The sequence below is a fragment of the Pseudoalteromonas phenolica genome (assembly GCF_044788725.1).
GTDB lineage: Bacteria > Pseudomonadota > Gammaproteobacteria > Enterobacterales > Alteromonadaceae > Pseudoalteromonas > Pseudoalteromonas phenolica_C.
Genome location: NZ_CP173161.1, coordinates 2447820 through 2466221 on the forward strand (window position 1 = coordinate 2447820; position 18402 = coordinate 2466221).

General features: G+C 40.0%; 17 protein-coding genes. 8 read left to right on the forward strand and 9 right to left on the reverse strand.

Going from position 1 to position 18402, the window contains the following annotated elements; genetic code table 11:
- Window positions 1–10: 10 nt before the first annotated feature.
- Genes plsX through yceD form a run of 3 tightly spaced genes read right to left on the reverse strand, consistent with a single transcriptional unit; the run spans window position 11 to window position 1784 of the window.
- Window positions 11–1066 carry a phosphate acyltransferase PlsX gene (plsX, locus tag ACH784_RS11210; protein WP_404390215.1) on the reverse strand — a complete coding sequence of 352 codons (1056 nt, stop codon included), beginning with the start codon at window positions 1064–1066 and terminating at the stop codon, window positions 11–13.
- Window positions 1067–1078: 12 nt separating this feature from the next.
- Window positions 1079–1249 (reverse strand): 50S ribosomal protein L32, encoded by a 171-nt coding sequence (gene rpmF, locus ACH784_RS11215; protein WP_058030134.1) that lies wholly within the window; start codon window positions 1247–1249, stop codon window positions 1079–1081.
- 10 nt (window positions 1250–1259) lie between these two features.
- Window positions 1260–1784 carry a 23S rRNA accumulation protein YceD gene (yceD, locus tag ACH784_RS11220; protein WP_404390217.1) on the reverse strand — a complete coding sequence of 175 codons (525 nt, stop codon included), beginning with the start codon at window positions 1782–1784 and terminating at the stop codon, window positions 1260–1262.
- A gap of 119 nt (window positions 1785–1903) precedes the next feature.
- Here yceD and ACH784_RS11225 point away from each other — a divergent pair, with 119 nt between their 5' ends.
- Window positions 1904–2506 carry a Maf family protein gene (locus ACH784_RS11225; protein ID WP_404390219.1) on the forward strand — a complete coding sequence of 201 codons (603 nt, stop codon included), beginning with the start codon at window positions 1904–1906 and terminating at the stop codon, window positions 2504–2506.
- Here the strand turns inward: ACH784_RS11225 and ACH784_RS11230 are convergent.
- On the reverse strand, window positions 2456–3127 hold the full coding sequence (locus ACH784_RS11230) for an HAD-IA family hydrolase (protein ID WP_404390221.1): 672 nt from the start codon (window positions 3125–3127) through the stop codon (window positions 2456–2458). The genes ACH784_RS11225 and ACH784_RS11230 overlap by 51 nt on opposite strands.
- Window positions 3127–4080, reverse strand: coding sequence for a 23S rRNA pseudouridine(955/2504/2580) synthase RluC (gene rluC, locus ACH784_RS11235; RefSeq protein ID WP_404390223.1), 954 nt, complete (start codon window positions 4078–4080; stop codon window positions 3127–3129). Before rluC ends, ACH784_RS11230 begins: the two co-directional genes overlap by 1 nt.
- A gap of 500 nt (window positions 4081–4580) precedes the next feature.
- Between rluC and rne the strand changes: the two genes are divergently transcribed.
- Window positions 4581–7682 (forward strand): ribonuclease E, encoded by a 3102-nt coding sequence (gene rne, locus ACH784_RS11240; RefSeq protein WP_404390225.1) that lies wholly within the window; start codon window positions 4581–4583, stop codon window positions 7680–7682.
- 212 nt (window positions 7683–7894) lie between these two features.
- Here rne and ACH784_RS11245 read toward each other — a convergent pair whose 3' ends face one another.
- Window positions 7895–9250 carry a transglycosylase SLT domain-containing protein gene (locus ACH784_RS11245; RefSeq protein ID WP_404390227.1) on the reverse strand — a complete coding sequence of 452 codons (1356 nt, stop codon included), beginning with the start codon at window positions 9248–9250 and terminating at the stop codon, window positions 7895–7897.
- A 54-nt stretch (window positions 9251–9304) separates the two neighbouring features.
- Window positions 9305–9883 carry an LPP20 family lipoprotein gene (locus tag ACH784_RS11250; RefSeq protein WP_404390229.1) on the reverse strand — a complete coding sequence of 193 codons (579 nt, stop codon included), beginning with the start codon at window positions 9881–9883 and terminating at the stop codon, window positions 9305–9307.
- A 292-nt stretch (window positions 9884–10175) separates the two neighbouring features.
- Between ACH784_RS11250 and ACH784_RS11255 the strand changes: the two genes are divergently transcribed.
- From ACH784_RS11255 to ACH784_RS11265, 3 genes are read left to right on the forward strand one after another with little or no spacing between them, the layout of a single operon-like run.
- On the forward strand, window positions 10176–11765 hold the full coding sequence (locus tag ACH784_RS11255; protein ID WP_404390231.1) for a hypothetical protein: 1590 nt from the start codon (window positions 10176–10178) through the stop codon (window positions 11763–11765).
- Window positions 11766–11777: 12 nt separating this feature from the next.
- Entirely contained in the window at window positions 11778–12392 is a 615-nt protein-coding gene (locus tag ACH784_RS11260; protein WP_404390233.1) for a penicillin-binding protein activator LpoB, read from the forward strand.
- Window positions 12340–13362, forward strand: a complete 1023-nt coding sequence (locus tag ACH784_RS11265) for a hypothetical protein (protein ID WP_404390235.1) — start codon at window positions 12340–12342, stop codon at window positions 13360–13362. The genes ACH784_RS11260 and ACH784_RS11265 overlap by 53 nt, the downstream gene beginning before the upstream one ends.
- A 15-nt stretch (window positions 13363–13377) precedes the next feature.
- Here the strand turns inward: ACH784_RS11265 and ACH784_RS11270 are convergent, their stop codons facing one another.
- The gene (locus ACH784_RS11270) at window positions 13378–14865 is read right to left on the reverse strand and encodes a diguanylate cyclase (protein ID WP_404390237.1); all 1488 of its coding nucleotides are present in this window, start codon (window positions 14863–14865) and stop codon (window positions 13378–13380) included.
- A 111-nt stretch (window positions 14866–14976) separates the two neighbouring features.
- Entirely contained in the window at window positions 14977–15990 is a 1014-nt protein-coding gene (gene yejK / locus ACH784_RS11275) for a nucleoid-associated protein YejK (RefSeq protein ID WP_404390239.1), read from the reverse strand.
- A 64-nt stretch (window positions 15991–16054) separates the two neighbouring features.
- On the opposite strand from yejK, the gene ACH784_RS11280 reads away from it, so the two are divergent.
- The 3 genes from ACH784_RS11280 (at window position 16055) to ACH784_RS11290 (ending at window position 18328) form a co-directional block, all read left to right on the forward strand.
- Entirely contained in the window at window positions 16055–16267 is a 213-nt protein-coding gene (locus tag ACH784_RS11280; RefSeq protein WP_138482174.1) for a DUF1414 domain-containing protein, read from the forward strand.
- 4 nt (window positions 16268–16271) lie between these two features.
- Window positions 16272–17771: a DUF3413 domain-containing protein gene (locus ACH784_RS11285; RefSeq protein WP_404390241.1), complete on the forward strand. Its 1500-nt coding sequence runs from the start codon at window positions 16272–16274 to the stop codon at window positions 17769–17771.
- Window positions 17772–17848: 77 nt separating this feature from the next.
- Complete coding sequence (locus ACH784_RS11290; RefSeq protein WP_404390243.1) at window positions 17849–18328, forward strand: DUF4124 domain-containing protein; 480 nt, start codon at window positions 17849–17851, stop codon at window positions 18326–18328.
- Window positions 18329–18402 lie beyond the last annotated feature (74 nt).

Consider the following 18402-nt stretch of genomic DNA (forward strand, 5'->3'; position numbering starts at 1 on the left):
TCACCCCAAGTTAATTATTTTCGAGGGACGATGGCGAATGTTCTTCATCTAATGCAATTTGTTCGAAGGTCGCTTCTATTTTTTCAGGAACTTGTTTTTCAACTTCTCTGATGGCTTCTTCGATTGCAGCAAGAAACGCCTTGTTCGAAGCATTTCCGTGACTTTTCACAACAATACCACGCAATCCTACCAGACTTGCACCGTTATACTGGTCGGGGTTCACCCTTCTGTAGAGTTTTTTTATGATTGGACTGAGCAATACGGCTAATAATCGGTAGAAAAAACGTTTTTTCAACGCTTTTGTAAACTTATGCATAATAAGTTTAGCAATACCTTCACATGTTTTTAGTGCGACATTACCCACAAACCCCTCACAAACTACAACATCGGCTTTACCTGAAAACATATCACTGCCTTCACAAAACCCTACGTAGTTAATATAAGGCGTTGCCTTCATCATATTCGCGGCTTCTTTAATTGTGTCATTGCCTTTAATGTCTTCAGAGCCAATATTAAGCAAACACACTTTTGGTCTATCACCTTTACAGGTCTCGCCGGCAACAATACTGCCCATAATGCCAAACTGAAACAAACTCTGGGCATCACAATGCACGTTCGCACCAAGATCCAGTAAATATACAGGTTGTTTTTTTTCTGTAGGTACAGCTGAAATGAGTGCAGGCCGTTTGATGCCGGGTAGCATTTTTAATACAAAATGCGCTATCAGTAAAAGTGCACCTGTATTACCTGAGCTAACACAAGCTTGTGCTTGTTTGCTTTTTACTAAATCTAAAGCGACACGCATTGAAGAGTCTTTTTTATTACGAAGCGCTTGCGCCGGTTCGCAGTTATTAGAGACGACTTCACTACAGTGCTTAATAATCAGTCTTGGGTGTGCATCTGCTTTATGTTTTCTTAAAGCGTCAGAAATACAGTTTTCATCGCCACACAGGAGCAATGTAAGATGAGGATATTTTTTTACCGCAGAAATTGCGGCTGGAATAGATGAACGGGGGCCGTAATCGCCCCCCATCATATCTAACGCAATGGTTAGATGAGTCAGCATAAAAGCAATCTCTTATTTAGAAATTACTTTTTCGCCTTTGTAGTAACCATCAGCAGTCACGTGGTGACGAAGATGAGTCTCTCCAGAAACCTGATCTACAGTTAGAGCTGGTCCACTGATTGCGTCGTGTGAACGGCGCATGCCACGTCTTGCACGAGACTTTTTGCTTTTTTGTACAGCCATTAGCCTTCTCCTAAGAATCTTTCTTAAGTTGTTTTAAAATTTCAAATGGATTTGGTTTGCTCTCTGTTGCAACTACTTCACCAAAGCTCGCAGGCTCTTCGGAATAAGCGCAAGATGCTTCGTCGTGAGTTGGTACTATAGGAATCGCTAAAATAAGCTCGTCTTCTATAAGTTGACGAAGATTTATTTCACCTTCTTCATTCAGTTCAACCACATCGTAGCAATCAGGAAGATGGTCCGACTCATCACCCGCTTTAACCGGTGAATAAGCAAAGTCATGTTCCAAATCCAACCCTAAATCACCATTACAACGCTGACAAATAACGGTTAAATGCGCACGGAAAGAACCGCGAATTACAACTAACCCTTGTTCATCATTACTGCAATGAATGTCTACCGCTATTTCACCAGTTTGATCTTGCACAACTTGCTCTAAACGAGAAAGTTCTTCAAGCTGAACAACGCCGTCATAACTGAGTCTGCGTTGAGCTGCTCTGCAAGGATCAAGAGTGATGGGAATTTTCACCTTTTGCATAGGGGCTGCATCATATAGATAGTTAATGTCTTAGTCAAAATAAAAATCAAAGTTTCCTTTGTTTTTCGCTCTATTGCGCCCTATTCTAGCGCCATTGGTATTTTGACAACTAAGTGTTTATGAAAACTCCTCTTATTTTAGCGTCAAGCTCGCCATTTAGGCAGCAAATTTTAAAAAAATTAAACCTTCCTTTCTCATCGTTTTCACCTGATGTTGATGAAAGTCATTTACGAGATGAAACACCAGAAGAGCTGGTAGCCAGATTAAGTGTATTAAAAGCAAAAGCAGCCAATAACAAATTCAAAGATGGTTTGGTGATTGGCTCTGATCAAGTGGCTGTTTACGACGGTAAAATACTCGGCAAACCTCATACAAGAGTAAATGCCATCAAACAGCTGCAAAGCTTCAGTGGCAATAAAGTGAGATTTTTAACCGGATTGTGCTTGTACGATATAGCAACTGACCGACAAGAAGTCATTGTTGAACCGTTCAACGTTCATTTTAAGAAATTAACCCTCGAACAAATCGAGGCATATTGTGATGCTGAAACGCCTTACCAGTGCGCAGGCAGCTTTAAAAGCGAAGGGTTAGGGATTTGCCTGTTTGAGAAATTAGAAGGCAGCGATCCAAATTCATTAATTGGGCTGCCTTTAATTAGATTAACCGAACTGTTAGCTTGCTTTGACGTCGATGTGTTGCTCAGTCAACAGAAAAGTTTGTAATTCAGCTAAACTGTCTAGTACAGCCAGCGCTTGGGTCTTTTCAAGCGCTGCTCGAGTTGCGGCACCATGAGTCAATCCAACCGCTGCAACCCCCGCTTGCTTAGCCATTTCAATATCTAATAATGAATCACCTATCATAATGGCATCTTCAGCAGCCACACCTGTAATCGTTAAAATTTGATTTAACATATCAGGATTCGGCTTCGACTGTGCTTCATCAGCTGTTTTAGTAGTCACAAAGTAATCTTCAGTTGATGTTTCAGCCATTAAGCGGTTTAGCCCTGTACGAGATTTACCTGTCGCAACAGCCAGTTGCACTTGACTCCCAGCTAAAGCATCTAGTAACTCATTTGCACCTGTAAATAACGGGGTAGGCGTATTATCGCCTTCTTTGTAAACCGTTTTATAGGCTTGTGCTAACGCTTTCCACTTGTCTTCATCATGTGGAAATAGCTTTGCAACCGCGGTCGGTAGAGATAAGCCGATAATAGATTTAGCCTCATCATCGGTCGGAATTTCGGCACCACATTGCTTGGCTGCAAGATTTAAAACATTCACAATTTTTGGCACTGAATCCATTAAAGTGCCATCCCAATCAAAAATAACAAGTTTATACTGCATTACTTGGCTCTTAATGTTTTTAAAGCATTATTTAATGCTTTATCTAGTGGCGCCTCAACATGCATAGTTGTCTCATGTTTTGGGTGCAAAAAGCGAAGATCATGGGCGTGTAAGAATAAACGGCTCAGACCCATTTCTCTCATACGGCTATCGAAGACTTGATCGCCATACTTATCGTCACACGCAATCGGGTGGCCTTTACATTGAGTGTGAACACGAATTTGGTGAGTACGACCTGTGACTGGTGATGCTTGCACTAACGTACAACCGTCAAAACGCTCAAGCACTCTAAAGCGAGTATGTGATGCCTTACCTTGCTCCTCATCTACTCGTACAACTCGCTCACCCGACTGTAAGGTGTTTTTTCGAAGAGGTTCAGTAACATTCTTAATTTTTGCCGCCCACTCTCCTACCACTAATGCCCAGTAGTTTTTTTCCATGGTCTTTTCACGGAGTTGCTCGTGGAGTCCTTTTAAAATAGAACGTTTCTTGGAGATAAGAAGACAACCTGATGTGTCTCTATCTAAACGGTGCACAAGTTCTAGGTTTTTTTCTTGTGGCCTTAAAACGCGTAACGCTTCAATTAAGCCATAACTCAAGCCACTTCCGCCATGTACAGCCATACCTGAAGGTTTATTGATCACAATGAGATATTGATCTTCAAATAAGATAGCATCTTCTAGGGCAGATATTTTATCTAGATTTTTTGGTACAAACTCTTCTCGCTCAGCCACTTTAATAGGTGGAATACGAATTAAGTCGTCCATTTGCAGTTTATAAACTGGCTTAACGCGCTTTTTATTAACTCTTACCTCTCCCTTACGAAGAATTTTATAAATTGCACTCTTAGGCACCCCCTTTAAATGGGTCACTAAGAAGTTATCAATTCTCTGACCTTGCTGATCTTCAGTTACGGTTACAAAGCTGACTTTTAAAGGAGATTTTTCTGACATTGCCTAATCACTGATTTGAGTAATAATTTAGTTGCTATCACGACGTTATTAATGGGATAATCGACGCGCAATTTTTTTGCGAAACTGCTTTTTATCGCAAAGACAATAATCGTGATGCACATCATGGGTGACGATCATACAGATAGCAGCTTGGATTTCCAAAGCTTTTGTCACCCGAATAACACGTGCCTTTAGCTCACTTCGATGCGCGTAACAGATCGCAGTGAAGGCTAAGCATGATTAAAAAAGAAAGCAAAAATAGAAATAAATGTCTGATTGCGTAAGTAAAAGCCAAAAACGAGATAAAACTTATTCACTAAGAAGCGCCCTTACCGTGCGAATAAACTGGTAGTGATAACCGTCACCGTGTGCTTAAAAAATAAGTTGTAAGAACATTCCATTGACCCCAGTCGTGAGACTGCATCATTAAATATGGGGCACTCGTCAGGTCCACGCTTTGCACATCAGACTCGACTTAATTTGAAAGTAGAGTTAACAATATGAAACGTATGCTGATCAATGCTACGCAGCAAGAAGAAATGCGCGTCGCACTGGTTGACGGTCAGAAATTATATGACTTAGATATCGAAAGTCCTGGCCACGAACAGAAAAAAGCCAATATTTACAAAGGTAAAATCACTCGAATCGAACCATCTCTAGAAGCTGCATTTGTTGATTACGGTGCTGAGAGACACGGTTTCCTTCCTCTAAAAGAAATCGCTAAAACTTACTTCCCTGAAGGTTACACATTCAACGGCCGTCCAAACATCAAAGATGTGATTAAAGAAGGCCAAGAAGTTATCGTACAGGTTGATAAAGAAGAACGCGGCCAAAAAGGCGCAGCTTTAACAACTTTCATCAGTGTTGCAGGTAGCTACTTAGTTCTAATGCCAAACAATCCTCGTGCGGGTGGTATTTCTCGCCGTATTGAAGGCGATGAGCGTATTGAGCTAAAAGAAGCATTAAGCCGTTTAGATTTACCAAAAGGCATGGGACTGATTGTTCGTACTGCGGGTGTTGGTAAATCATTCGAAGAATTAGAGTACGATCTTAGAGCACTGCTAGTACATTGGGATGCCATCCAACAAGCGGCTGATAGCGGTAAAGCACCATTTTTAATTCACCAAGAAAGTAATGTTATCTTCCGTGCTATTCGTGATTATTTACGCCGTGATATTGGTGAAATTCTAATTGATAAAGCCCGCGTTTTTGAAGAAGCGAAGGCACATATCGAGCGCTTCCGCCCTGACTTCATCAACCGAGTTAAACTTTATCAAAATGACGTACCGTTATTTACGCATTACCAGATCGAAAGCCAAATTGAATCTGCTTTCCAACGTGAAGTACGCTTACCTTCAGGTGGTTCAATTGTCATTGATCCAACAGAAGCATTAACGTCAATCGACATCAACTCATCAAAGGCGACCAAAGGCGGCGACATTGAAGAAACTGCTTTAAATACTAACCTTGAAGCGGCTGATGAGATTGCACGTCAATTACGCTTACGTGATTTAGGTGGCCTAATTGTTATCGATTTCATCGATATGACTCCACCGCGTCACCAACGTGAAGTTGAAAACCGTCTAAAAGATGCTGTTCGTCCTGACCGAGCCCGCGTTCAAATTGGTAAGATTTCTCGCTTTGGCTTGTTAGAAATGTCTCGTCAACGTCTTCGTCCTTCATTAGGCGAAGCGAGCCAGCATTCGTGTCCACGTTGTAGTGGTCAAGGCACTATTCGCTCAAATGAGTCTATCGCTCTATCTATTCTACGTTTAATTGAAGAAGAAGCGATTAAAGACAACACTGCGCAAGTTAACGCCCAAGTACCTGTTGCAGTAGCAGCATATCTTCTTAACGAAAAGCGTAAGTCAGTTCATCGCATTGAGAAACGCCATAACTGTAATGTTTTCATCATTCCAAACCAACATTTAGAGACTCCTCACTATGATGTTGTGCGTTTACGCAAAGATGAAACATCTGAAGCAGCAAGTTATGACCAGATTGTAACGCCTGAGCCTGAAGTAATTGAAGTTGCAGTTAATACAACGCCTAAAGAAGAGCCTGTGCTTAAAGGTGTCGTAATGCCATCAGCGCCAGCACCTGCCCCTCAACCTACACCAGTTGCAGCAAAAGTTGAAACAGCTAAATCTGAAGGTTTGTTTGCCCGTTTAGGTAACTGGCTGAAAGGTCTTTTCTCATCTGAAGAAGAGCCTGAGAAGAAAGAAGCAGAAACCAAAACGCAAGAGCGTAAGCCTCGTCGACACAATGACAACCGCCGCCGCAATCAACAAAAGCGTCGTAACAACAAAAAACGCGATGATGTTCAGGATAACACTGAAAACAAAGAGCAAAACGATAAGCAAGACGGTCAAGAAAACCGTAATAAGCGTCGTCGTCAAAATACTCGTCGTCGTCCGGACAACCGCTCAAACAAAGAAGTTGAAGCAAAACAACAAACTGAGAACGAAGAGCAAGCTAACAATGAAACTCGCGTAAAACCGAGAAGACAACGTCGCAATCTTCGTAAGAAAGTACGTGTTGCAGATCAAGAAGCAGCTCAGGCAACAACTCAAGTTGAAATCGCAGAAGTATCTTCTGAACAACCGACTCAAACTGTTAAAGTAGAGAAAATTGATTCTCAAACTGAGAGTAATGTTGAACAAGCTGCTGAGAAACCAAAGCCGAAAGCTAAAAAAGCACCGGCTGAAAAATCTAAGCCTGTTTCAGATACTCAGGTAGAAGAAAAACCTTCGGTTGCAGAAGTAAGTGCAGATGTTGATGAAACAAACGAAGAGGCACCAAGAACGCGTTCACGTCGCTCTCCTCGTCACCTTCGTGCAGCTGGTCAGCGTAGAAGAAAGCCTGAATTTTCTGAGAAAGAGCAAGAGCCTGCATTCATTCCTGTTGCAGACCAAGCTGCAGCAGAATACGAAGCAGAGCTTAAAGCTAAGCAGGTAACAGAAGAAGTTGTTGAAGTAGCTGAAATGCCTCAAGCAGAAGAAACTGTTGCAGTAGCCGAAGCGCCTCAAGCAGAAGACACTGTTGAAGTGGCTGAAGTACCAAAAGCAGAAGACACTGTTGAAGTGGCTGAAGTACCTAAAGCAGAAGAAGCTGTTGAAGTCGCTGAAGTACCTAAAGCAGAAGAAACTGTTGAAGTCGCTGAAGCACCTAAAGCAGAAGAAACTGTTGAAGTTGTTGAAGCACCTAAAGCAGAAGAAACTGTTGAAGTCGCTGAAGCGCCTAAAGCAGAAGAAACTGTTGAAGTAGTTGAAACACCTAAAGCAGAAGAAACTGTTGAAGTAGTTGAAGCGCCTAAAGCAGAGGAAGTTGTTGAAATCGCAGAAGCGCCTGAGGAAGAAGCTGTTGAAACACCTAAAGCGGCTACCGCTTTGTCAGCGCTACCTCGCGTTCGTTTCCATGCCAATGCATCAGCGCCAATGACAAAAGCACAAAGCAGTGATGACATTGAAGCATTTGAAATGCCATCAGCTATGCCTTTAGAGCAACGTACACCTACTCATAACTCAGGTATGTCTGCGGGCTCTAAAGCACCAACGGCGAGAGCAAGTGCCGACATGGCCTCTCCTGCTCAAGTTGATTAAGTATCACTACTGACTAAAAAAGGCTGCAAATGCAGCCTTTTTTGTTTTTTGTAAAAAACTAGAGTTTATACCAATCCTCTTAATTAAGTGATCTATTTTGAGGCAAGTAAAACTTGTCGGTAGCAAGGCGAAAATTTTGCCATTTAGTTGTTCTAAATAAGAAATTTTCAACGAAGCTAACGTCAGTTTTAGTCCCTCAAAATGATTAAGTATTATTGAGGATTGGTATTATCTACTGCGTATAGCTTCTCTTTCTCAAGCACCTTATGAATATACTTTCTAGTTTCGTCATAAGGTAAATTTGCGCTCAATACTTCTAAAACACGCTCAGGAGACATAGAGTTAATGACTTTGCTGGCATTGCGAATACTTCTAGAGCCATCACTATTAAAAGCCCTTGCTACATTCCCGGCACCAGTATTGTAAGCTGCAATCATGCAGTACTTTCTACTTAAAGGATCTGAGATATGTTTTAAGTAACGTTTATCTAGTAAATGCAAGTAAGCCGAGCCCGCTTCTATATTATTATCAGAAACGTATAAATATGGTGCTGACATAGGCGCGTCTATATCATACAAGAATCTATTCACATCAATACCTGCGCTTGTAGGCACAACTTGCATTAAACCAAAAGCAGGTATGTGAGACTTCGCCATCGGATTAAAATGACTTTCGGTATGCATCACAGCCAATATCGTTGCAGGAGGTAACTCAAATCGTGCACTTTGCTTTTTTATCGGCGCAAGGTATTTCTCTGCACGCTGTGATACCTGATTGCTTTTAGGTAATGCGATTACAAATTCAGTAATAAGCGTGTTCTTTGGTGCCTCGGAGATAATTTCAGGCACACTCTTTTTAAGAGTAAGCATACGCTTTTGTTCTAACTGTTTTAAAGCTGCTTTATCTTTTTCTAAAGACTTGAGCGATTGCTTATCGACGTTTTCGTTTACAAGTTGATCGTCGTACTTTTTATCAAGCGCTTGTTGTTGAAGACGCGTTTGTTTCTTTATCTCTTGTAAAGCCTTCTTCAATGCCTTCGCTTGAGATTTTTTATCAATCTTTGTGGTGTCTGATTGTTTAAAGTCTCGATCATCTAAAGATGACGGTTCATGGTTATAAAACTCTTTCAGTAGTGCTTGTTCAGAGCGAAGAAATTGCTGAAATAACGCCTCTACTTCGTGTTTTTTAGGTGCCATCCCAGCCTTATGCTTAACACTCAAAGTGAGCGTATTATTCTCAAAATCAACATTCAATCTGGCTGAATCATCCTCAGAATAACTCACAAACTGATTTTGGTTTGTGACTTGCGCATCACCCCAAGACTTTAAAAGCTGATCTCTGAACTTATCATACTCCGCCATTTGCGTTTCAACATAGCGGTTAAAATCTTTCAAGTGCTGCTGTTTAAACGCCTCGAATTCAGATAAGTTTTTTTCTTGCGAGGGCTTTTGCTCTGCCTGCCAGGACTGCATGGCTTTATCGAGTTCAGTATAAAGAGTAGAAGGCGTAGCTTGCACCTGCAGTGCTAAAATAGGGGATGCTGCTAATAGCATTAATTGACGTTTCATTTACTTGTCCTCAATGACAAAAAAAGCGCATCGAATGATGCGCTTAGAATTGCTTTAGTTTGTTAATCTAGCAATTTCCTTTTCTAAATCTTGTTCTGCTTTAAACGCTTTGAATTCCTGATATAAAAACTGCTCATCTTGTGGATCAATTTTAAGCTTTGTTTCTTTCACTAGGTCTTGAAACAGTGTTTTTGTCAGCTCTGGAGATAAAGTTGTTAATGCACAAAAATAATCTTTGCCAGCAATATCAACAATATCTGCTTTAACTACGCGAGAGCCTCGTAAAGTTTGTTTAGTTAACTGCTTAGAGACAGAACTAAAAGTTGAGCCCACAGTTGTTTTATCATTTGCATCAACACGGTTAGCAAAAGTTTTATCTAAACCTTCAATACGTGTCTCAATTTGTTGCGCCAATGCCAAACGCGCATTAGCAACTGCCATTTTTTGATCTATCGAGATATTACCTGAGTATTTGATACAATCAGCAGCTGCAATACCATTCTCCACAACAGGGTTTAAAACCCAATCGGGTACATTTACACGAGAACTAGAAGCCGTGCTGTCTGACGTTGAACTACACGCTGATAGCATACCTGCCATGAACACTGATGCAATTAGTGGTTTAACTTTCATCTTGTTTTCCTTTATAGCCTTAAGCAATGTTAGAGTTACTGTAGCAAAGTTAATCAAGCTAAACAGTAATAAAGTGTAAAAACACCTTTTAACAATTTTACACTTTCAAATATTACTATTTTTCTTTAACTTACTTGATTATAAGTTACTATATTCTTTATTTATTTTCAGTGCAAAGGATGTGTCTTTGAAGGTATTTCATTTTTCCCCATTAAAACAACTTTTTGTTTGCTGCCTGACTCTTATGTTTTTATCGGGCTGCAATACCATTCACGCAAACAAAAGTGCCATCTTGCAAATAGAACAAGGGCAATTTACCCAAGCAAAGCAGACTATAAAACAAAACTATTCTGCGGTGGGTCGAGATAGGCTTTTACACGAATTAGAGCTTGCGACGATTCTTCATCTAGAGAAAGACTACTTACAAAGTAATCAGCATCTTGAGAAAGCTAAATCACACATCGAGTCGTTTTACACGATTAGTGTATCTGAACAAGCCCTAGCAATGTTAAGTGGGCCTAGTTTTGCCACCTATGAAGGCAAAAACTATTATTTACCCCTGATACATTATCTGAAAGCGTTGAACTTTAATTCACTCGCTCAACTTAACCCGAGCATGCGAAAAAGCTATTTAGATTCGGGCCAAGTTGAAATGCGGCAGCTTGATGTATACATGGAAAATTTAAAGTCTGAAACGGGTGGCTACAAAAGATCCGAACAAGAAGATGAAGGCTCTCTTACCGATATCATTTACGACATTTTAAAACCAATCGCTGCACCTGAAGCGCTTTTAGAAAATATTGAATATAAAGATGATGCTTTCATTCATTTATTCAGTGGGCTACTAAATGAGCAAAATAACGATTTAGATGCGGCTAGATTACAGTACCAGAGGGCCGCTCACGCTTATGAAAATGGCTTCACCAAGCAATACGGGTTAACCGATACCACCGAAAAACTTGCATTACAAAACCTTGCGCGAACGATGAAATTGGCAGGTGGATATCGCTCAGAGCTGCAAACCTTGCTAGGTAAACATAGCTCTCTTGAAATGCCCGATGGTGCACAAGTTACGATTATCCAAAACCTAGGGATTGCACCAGAAAAAAAACAATTAAACTTTATGTTAAGGGCCGAAGCGCGATCTAAAGCCTTGGTGATGTACCCTATTTTTATTGGCTCAGAACAAGAAAAGCGTGAGCAGCGACTTTGGTTTCAGATGCTTTATGCAGACACTAGCTTATTTGACCTGATGCAAAATTACATTCTCGGTGATGTAAGCGATGTATTGTTAGGGACCATGACTAAGCGTATTCCTTTAGGCTCTTTATGGGATGAAGCCGAAGATATCGGGTTAATCGATGCCCTTGAATACGGCGGCAGGATCTCAGTAAGTTATTTAGCCCCGCCCAAATTACCGATCCGTAAGACTGAAATTTGGCAAGGCAATAAAAAACTAGCTGACCTTGAGCAATTTCATTCAATAAGTCAATTAGCCTTACAAAAGGCCTTGATTGATGCACAGTCTGAAATCCGTATCGCATTTACGCGCGAAATCGTCAAAGCCTTAACCGCTCGCAAAGCGATGCAAGTAGCGGGCGCGGATCAGAACAACTTATTAGGAAGCTTTGTGAAAATTGCTTCAACCGCCGTAAATGCAATTACCGCATCGGCTGACACCAGGCAATGGCAATCACTCCCAGCACAAATCAGGCTAGCTCAACTTTCCCTCGAGCCTGGGCTACAAAATTTAACAATAAAAACCACCCTAAACTCGGGACGAGTGATACAACAATCGGCTAACATAGACGTACAAGGTTCAATGACTGTTTGGCATACGCGTACTTTTTTAAACGCAGCACCCACGGTTAATGCTCTATAAATGGAAAACACAATGCAGAGAACAAAAAACTTTTTAACCTACTCTGGTCTTTTACTTTCAGGCACTTTATTACTTTCAGGTTGCCAAAGTACAAAGATTGAACGCGTAGACAGCAATCAAGAGATTGCTCTATCTGACAATTGGAATGCTAAGGATTCGCAACTCGTCGCCGAAGCTATGGTCAATGATATGCTCACCTTTCCATGGGTTAGCGATCACTTGAAGTACCACAGCAGCAAGCCTGCCATTATCATTCAAAGTGTTCGTAACAAATCTCATCAGCATATTGCAGTTGATACTTTTTTAAATGATTTAAAACGTGCCATTCTAAGAACGGGTCAGGCTGATTTCGTGGCGAACAGCAGTATTCGAAATGAGATCCGTGAAGAACGTAAAGACCAAGAACTTAATGCCTCTATCGAGACGCAAAATGAAATGGGACAAGAGCTAGGCGCAGATTATGCCCTCTCAGGGAGTATCAACTCATTTGTTGACGAACAAGATGGACAAAGAGTGACGTTTTACCAAGTAGACCTAAGATTAATCGATATGACAAGCAACCGTGAGGTATGGAATGGCCAGAAGAAAATTCAAAAACATCAAAAACGTTCGCGCTTTGGTTTCTAAAGCCCCTATAGCTGCGTGCTTATCTTTGCTGATGTTATCGGGTTGTCAGTCTACCTCTTCTAGAACTGAGCCTGTGACCCCTGCTTGGATCACACAAACTCCAAGTGCACCGAATGTGGTATACGGCGTTGGTCAGGCGCAGAATTATGGCGATTTACAGCAAGCTAAAAACACTGCGATTGAATCAGCCCGTGTTGCATTGGCAAAACAACTCAATGTCGTGATCACTGCCGATACTCGTATTGTGCAACAAGCCAGTAATGGCAGTAGTAAATTTAAACTTAACGAATTAATTCGCTCCCAAGTGCCTGACCTAAAGCTACAAGGGCTACGTATTAGTGAAGAGTTTCAACAAGGCAATACCATTTATGCACTGGCTGAGTTCAATAAAACCAATGCAATTATGCAAACTGAACTCGAAATTTCGGGTATTGATAGTCAAATTGCTGGTGTGAGTTTAACCCAGCCGACAAAAACACAACGTTTAAAATCGGCATTGAGAGTTAAGAAGCTTTTAGCTGAAAGAATTCAAAAGAATGAATTTTTATCTATGCTGCAAAGCCAGCAAGTGATCTTAAGTGAGTCTGTCTTTTATAAAGCCAAGCAAGCTGAAGAAGTGATTGCTGATTTAAGCTTTAATCTTGAGGTAACTTCTGAGAAAGAATCAAACTTAAGAGATCACCTGGCTAAGGCGCTTACAGATCAGGGGTTAAAAGTTTCGACATTTAAACCGGATTTTACCATCAAGATCAGAACTGATTGGCAAAACATCAACCAAGACAGCACCCATTACAGCGTTGCACAGACCTTTGTCTCTATCGTTGAGAATGGGGAAGAAAGAGCGCATTTCAACAGCAAAGTAAAAGCGGCTTCTTCTTATCAAAGTATGGCTAAAAATAAAGCCATGGATAAGATAGCTGATAATCTAGCTGGGCAAATCGCTGAGTTTATTTCTTCATCTTATATGTAAGTATTCACTTACAAATTAAGCTAATCTTAACTTTATCGCTTGGTTTCGGCCAAGCGTTTTTGTTTCATTTAAGGCTGTATCAGCCAACGCAAGTAAATCAGTGTAATTATAAGTATTTGTCGCTAAAGTCGTCGCAATGCCGATAGAGACAGTCACAAAGTCATTACCATCATCTTTGTTGTAACAGATTTTGCGAGATAAAATATTATTTTGTATGCGCTTTGCTATTTTCAGTAATTCTTTTTCTGGCGTATTGTGTAAGATCATCACAAATTCTTCACCAGAAAAGCGCCCTATGATATCTTCACTTCGCCCTGCCGCTAGGACATTAGAGATGCTCATAAGTGCCTCGTCGCCTGCCGCATAACCATATTTTAGGTTGTATTTCTTTAGGTCATCTACATCAATTAAAAATATCGTTAGCTCAGTATTATAGCGACAAGCTGTTTGCCAGCTCCGTTGTAAAACACGTTCAATTTCACGGCGATTGTAAAACCCTGTTAACGCATCATGTGTTGCATAGCCACTAATGATATCTAACTGATGTTTATTACGTACATGCATTGCCAAACGGCCCAACAAACTATCTTTTTGTCGGCTCAGACTCAAAATATCTGAAATACCAGCCGCAAAACCCTTAGCTTCATTTTCATCGTTAATATTATGACTAAAATAAATGACTGGTGTGTTGTTATGCGCTTTATTTTTAAATTGCTTACAGAAATCAAACTCGGGATCTAAATCGAATTCTACCAGTATCAATGAAACATTCTGCTGTAATGAGCAAGATAAAAGCGCTTCATGACTCGCCAACTTAGACACTGCATAATCCGCATGCGCCAGGTGACCTGAGATAAATTGCGCTGATAAAGAGTTTCCGAGCAAAAGCACTTTTTCATTATATTTTAAATTACAGGCTGAAAATGGATCGACTTGCAGGACTTCTTGATTTTCAACAAAAGATAGAATCGTTTCTTCGCTCTGTACGCCAGTCACTGAAAACCCTGATTGGTTAACCATGACTGGTACTTTGCGTTCAAAGCCACCGCTCTCCCATTCAGACTGCCATTGACTTAAAAGCTGTTGATTACTCTCACTAAACTCAAATTCTTCAACGCCATATTTTGTTAATAAAGCATCCAAAACTGTTGGATCTGAGACGTCCTGACCTTCTATCCATAATGCTCTGTACAGTGCATCTCTAAACTCAAAAGCTTTATCAGAAAAACTCAAACTCACTGCGTTAAGAATTTCATTAACAACAGCTGTATTTACCATAAATTTGGGGTTGTGAATTTCTATGTCAGGGGCTTTTTGCAAAACTGACTTAAACTCAGTTTTAAGAATTTCAACAAATTTTAATTCTTGTGTATTCGCTGAAGGTGCATGCTCTATTAACCGCCATTCAATCTGATGACTTAAGTCGAGTTTTTTTAACCGCTCATGTAATACAAAACAAAACGGGCAATTAATATCTGCATAAACAAACGACTTTATTTTCATAATGACCAAACGCAATGGAGAACTTTTATAAATATAGCCAAGACTTTACCTTAGAGTAAGCCAATAAAAAAAGAGCCAAGGCTCTTTTTTTAGAATTATCAAAATTTACTGCTAATCGTTTTCTTCATAAAAGCGTTGTAGCTGCTCTTTTAGATTCGGCGGAATACCTTTAATTGTAAGCGTGTCATTTTGAGCATCATATAAAACTCGTTCACCCAAATGTTTGCGTTCAAAACCCACACTTACCCCACCACCAAGGCCTGAAAACTTCACCATAGTCGTTAAAGTTTTCTTATCAACCGGGAAAGATTCTGCTAAATCATAACTTTGATCTTTATAAAAATCCTCAAACTGGGTCTCTGAAGATTTTGACAGTGTTTCAGATAAGTCAGTTATGTTGGCATCTTCACCTGTTGTGATACAGTCATTACAATAATCAAAGACTTCTTTTCTTAGGTTGTCTTTTTCTTCTTTATTAAATTGCTGTTCACTCAAATAATCTTCTACAGCCGCCAACATCACATTCGATTGTTGTTTAGCATCAATGCCTTCTTCACAGCCTAAAAAGTCCAAGAAAAAGTCAGCCACTTTTCGCCCTGCTCGTCCTTTAATGAACGAGATGTAACGCGCGTCTTCAGGCTGCGTATCCCAAGCTGATAAATCAATTCTTGCTGCTAGTTGCATGCGAGAAATATCTAAATGGCGCGAAGCAGATAAATCTAGCTCAGAAGTAATCGAGTAATGCTCTTTAATGTTTATTAGTGCGATTAGCACATATTCTGTTGCCACATATTGGTAGTGGCAAAATACCAAATACCCTGTTTCGTTAAAGGCGTATTTATTCAGCTCTTCTTTTAATACCTGTGTAGCTTGCTCAGTCACACTGTAAAAATTGAGCTCATTATTGCGATAACTCTGCATCGCCGATGCGACTTGGCTATTTTTATCTGGGCTAAACGCACAGTATCCCTTACCAGGTTTACTGGTGTAAGCATGATGTAATTGTTCAATAAATACATTCACTCTGTCGTTAATCGACATCTCATCATTGCGTAAATGGATTTGGGTATCTTCGTCCTGTTTGTCGACATAATGGACAACCAGTTTATTCACCTCAATGCTCATCTTTGTTTTTCGCGCCTCTGGTGTTAAAATAAAAAATTATTATTTATTGATTTTGAACCAACTGATGCCTATCCAATCTAAATATTCCAACAAACAAGTAGAACAAATTGTCGACCAGCTTATCGATGTGTTAACTCAACAACAGGCACCTGTTGATTTAAGTCTAATGTGTTTAGGAAATTCTATCACGCATATTCTAAAAGAACATGTGCCGGAAAATAAAAGACAAGCTGTTGCCGACAATTTCGCTAAAGCGCTCGTGCAATCGGTAAAATAACTGAATGAATCTCACCCCTGACAACCAGTTTTCTTCGAAAGCCAGCCAACTATTGAGTTGGGGACACTGGTTTACTTTCGCTAATATTGGCTTGGTGCTATTGATCAGTACTAGCTATTTATTTGCAGATAGCCAACCTAGTACTCCTCTTGGTTGGTTTTACATGCTGATAACTTGGGTGAGCCACACCAGCTTTATTACATTTTGTGCCTTTGTACTGACTATTTTCCCACTAAGTCTTGTATTTCCTTATCCAAGGCATATTCGGGGTATGGCAGCTGCCATAGCGACGCTTGGTATTTCTACACTGTGCTTAGATGCCTTTGTTTACTATAACTTGGGTTATCACATCAATATTCAGTCTTTACCAGAAATAATCTCCCTACTGTGGAGCACATTGACAAGCTCACCTGCTTTTACCACAGTGCTTGCTGGATCATTGATTATTATTATTTTAGGTCTAGAGCTTGTTGCTAGCAATCACGCATGGCGACATCTTGATAGATTAAAAAACTTTAAATTTGTTCGCTATGCTACGAGTGTTCTCGTTGGATGCTTTGCTTTGAGTCATAGCATTCATATTTGGGCAGATGCAAATAACTATTTTGATATTACCAAGCAAGATAACGTATTGCCTTTGTCGTATCCGACAACAGCTAAAACGCTATTAGCTCGTCATGATTTGTTAGATATTGATAAATACCAACAAGCTAGAAATTTACAAATAGAAGGTTCAAAAGGGCTTTTTGAGTTGAAATCTCCGGTTCCGAATTGCGTGGCAAAGCAATCACCTGTTCAGGTACTGGTTTTCAAAAATACAGCTTTACTTGACCAATACTTAAATGAGAATCCTGCACTTCAAGTGCTTGAGCATGTTATTCAGCCAAGTAATCATCAAGATGCCGTATTTAACTTAATTTACGGATTACCAGCTTACTACAATTCCGAAGAGCTAAGAGCTGCCTTACCTGCCTGGTCACAGAAAAATGCTTTGATCAGTGTTTCTGGTTTTGAACACTTAGGCTACAAAGACATTAAAGGTGAACGTGCTATAAATATCACCTACGTTGAAGAAATTAAAGATTTACCTAACGAAGATGTGATTGCGTTTGCCCTAGCTGAAAACAATAGCAAAGACTTGATTGTCACCTCACAAGCTTTTGTATCTGAGTCTATTAATATTGGAAATAGTGATGGTTTTAAACAGCTCAACGACATTACATTTTCACTCATTGCAGAACAACTAAGTTGCCCAGCTTTAGCAGATGCAACCATGCTAGGTCGTAACTTAAGTACATTACACCAGCAAGAAGGCGTTAATTACTCTAAAGGCGTTCTAATCACCTTCAAAAAGGACAGAATTACTTTAGTGAACCCTGATGGTAGCTACAAACAGATGTCTGGTGCTGAGGGTTTTATTTTAGAGCAGAACCTTGATATACCCTTTTTAATTCATAGTATCAAAGAGTTGCAAAAGTTTACTAATAATAACAATGGTCGCTAACTTGATTCTCCCTTTAGATTTACTATATTCCTATTAGCCTAGTTTAAGGTAACGGAGAAATTCAGAGGGAGTGCTCAATGCTACAAAAATCTGCCATCGTATTTATATTCTTTTCTTTTATGTCATTTTCTGAAGAAAAGGTATCTGTTAGCTATTATAAATGCGTGACCGATAGAGGTACCATATTCAGTCAACATCCATGCGGTAACAACGGAACCGTACATACACTTACCCACTCCAATCCAAAAGTTAAGGTTCCTACAGAACAACATTTTAAAACTCTTAATAATCTTGAAAAGCAGCAGATTATTCGTAATTTAAAGCGTGAAATACGTGCCAAGCGTCAAAAAGCAGCTATATTAAGCCGAAATAGAGACAGAGATTCAAGGGATCAGCAAGCGCGCTTAAACCGTATTATGGATGAAGACAAAAAGAAGCAAACCATTAAAGATGTTAAGTCGCAGCTTAAAACTATAAATAAACTCTATATAAAAGATATAAAAGACATTGATAAACAAATAGCGAGATTAGAGAAGCAGCTGGCTCGCTATCAATAAGGTTCATAACTAACCTAGTAAATCATGATCATCTCTAGACCATTGTGGGATAGCCAAACACCCTATTTTCATTA

Excerpts from the sequence above, each read along its gene's own strand:
- ACH784_RS11265 (WP_404390235.1), top strand. The coding sequence starts at position 12,340 with ATGGCCAGAAGAAAATTCAAAAACATCAAAAACGTTCGCGCTTTGGTT.
- ACH784_RS11250 (WP_404390229.1), bottom strand. The coding sequence starts at position 9,883 with ATGAAAGTTAAACCACTAATTGCATCAGTGTTCATGGCAGGTATGCTA.
- rpmF (WP_058030134.1), bottom strand. The coding sequence starts at position 1,249 with ATGGCTGTACAAAAAAGCAAAAAGTCTCGTGCAAGACGTGGCATGCGC.
- ACH784_RS11290 (WP_404390243.1), top strand. The coding sequence starts at position 17,849 with ATGCTACAAAAATCTGCCATCGTATTTATATTCTTTTCTTTTATGTCA.
- ACH784_RS11225 (WP_404390219.1), top strand. The coding sequence starts at position 1,904 with ATGAAAACTCCTCTTATTTTAGCGTCAAGCTCGCCATTTAGGCAGCAA.
- yceD (WP_404390217.1), bottom strand. The coding sequence starts at position 1,784 with ATGCAAAAGGTGAAAATTCCCATCACTCTTGATCCTTGCAGAGCAGCT.
- ACH784_RS11230 (WP_404390221.1), bottom strand. The coding sequence starts at position 3,127 with ATGCAGTATAAACTTGTTATTTTTGATTGGGATGGCACTTTAATGGAT.
- ACH784_RS11270 (WP_404390237.1), bottom strand. The coding sequence starts at position 14,865 with ATGAAAATAAAGTCGTTTGTTTATGCAGATATTAATTGCCCGTTTTGT.
- ACH784_RS11245 (WP_404390227.1), bottom strand. The coding sequence starts at position 9,250 with ATGAAACGTCAATTAATGCTATTAGCAGCATCCCCTATTTTAGCACTG.
- plsX (WP_404390215.1), bottom strand. The coding sequence starts at position 1,066 with ATGCTGACTCATCTAACCATTGCGTTAGATATGATGGGGGGCGATTAC.
- rne (WP_404390225.1), top strand. The coding sequence starts at position 4,581 with ATGAAACGTATGCTGATCAATGCTACGCAGCAAGAAGAAATGCGCGTC.
- ACH784_RS11260 (WP_404390233.1), top strand. The coding sequence starts at position 11,778 with ATGCAGAGAACAAAAAACTTTTTAACCTACTCTGGTCTTTTACTTTCA.
- yejK (WP_404390239.1), bottom strand. The coding sequence starts at position 15,990 with ATGAGCATTGAGGTGAATAAACTGGTTGTCCATTATGTCGACAAACAG.
- ACH784_RS11285 (WP_404390241.1), top strand. The coding sequence starts at position 16,272 with ATGAATCTCACCCCTGACAACCAGTTTTCTTCGAAAGCCAGCCAACTA.
- ACH784_RS11280 (WP_138482174.1), top strand. The coding sequence starts at position 16,055 with ATGCCTATCCAATCTAAATATTCCAACAAACAAGTAGAACAAATTGTC.
- rluC (WP_404390223.1), bottom strand. The coding sequence starts at position 4,080 with ATGTCAGAAAAATCTCCTTTAAAAGTCAGCTTTGTAACCGTAACTGAA.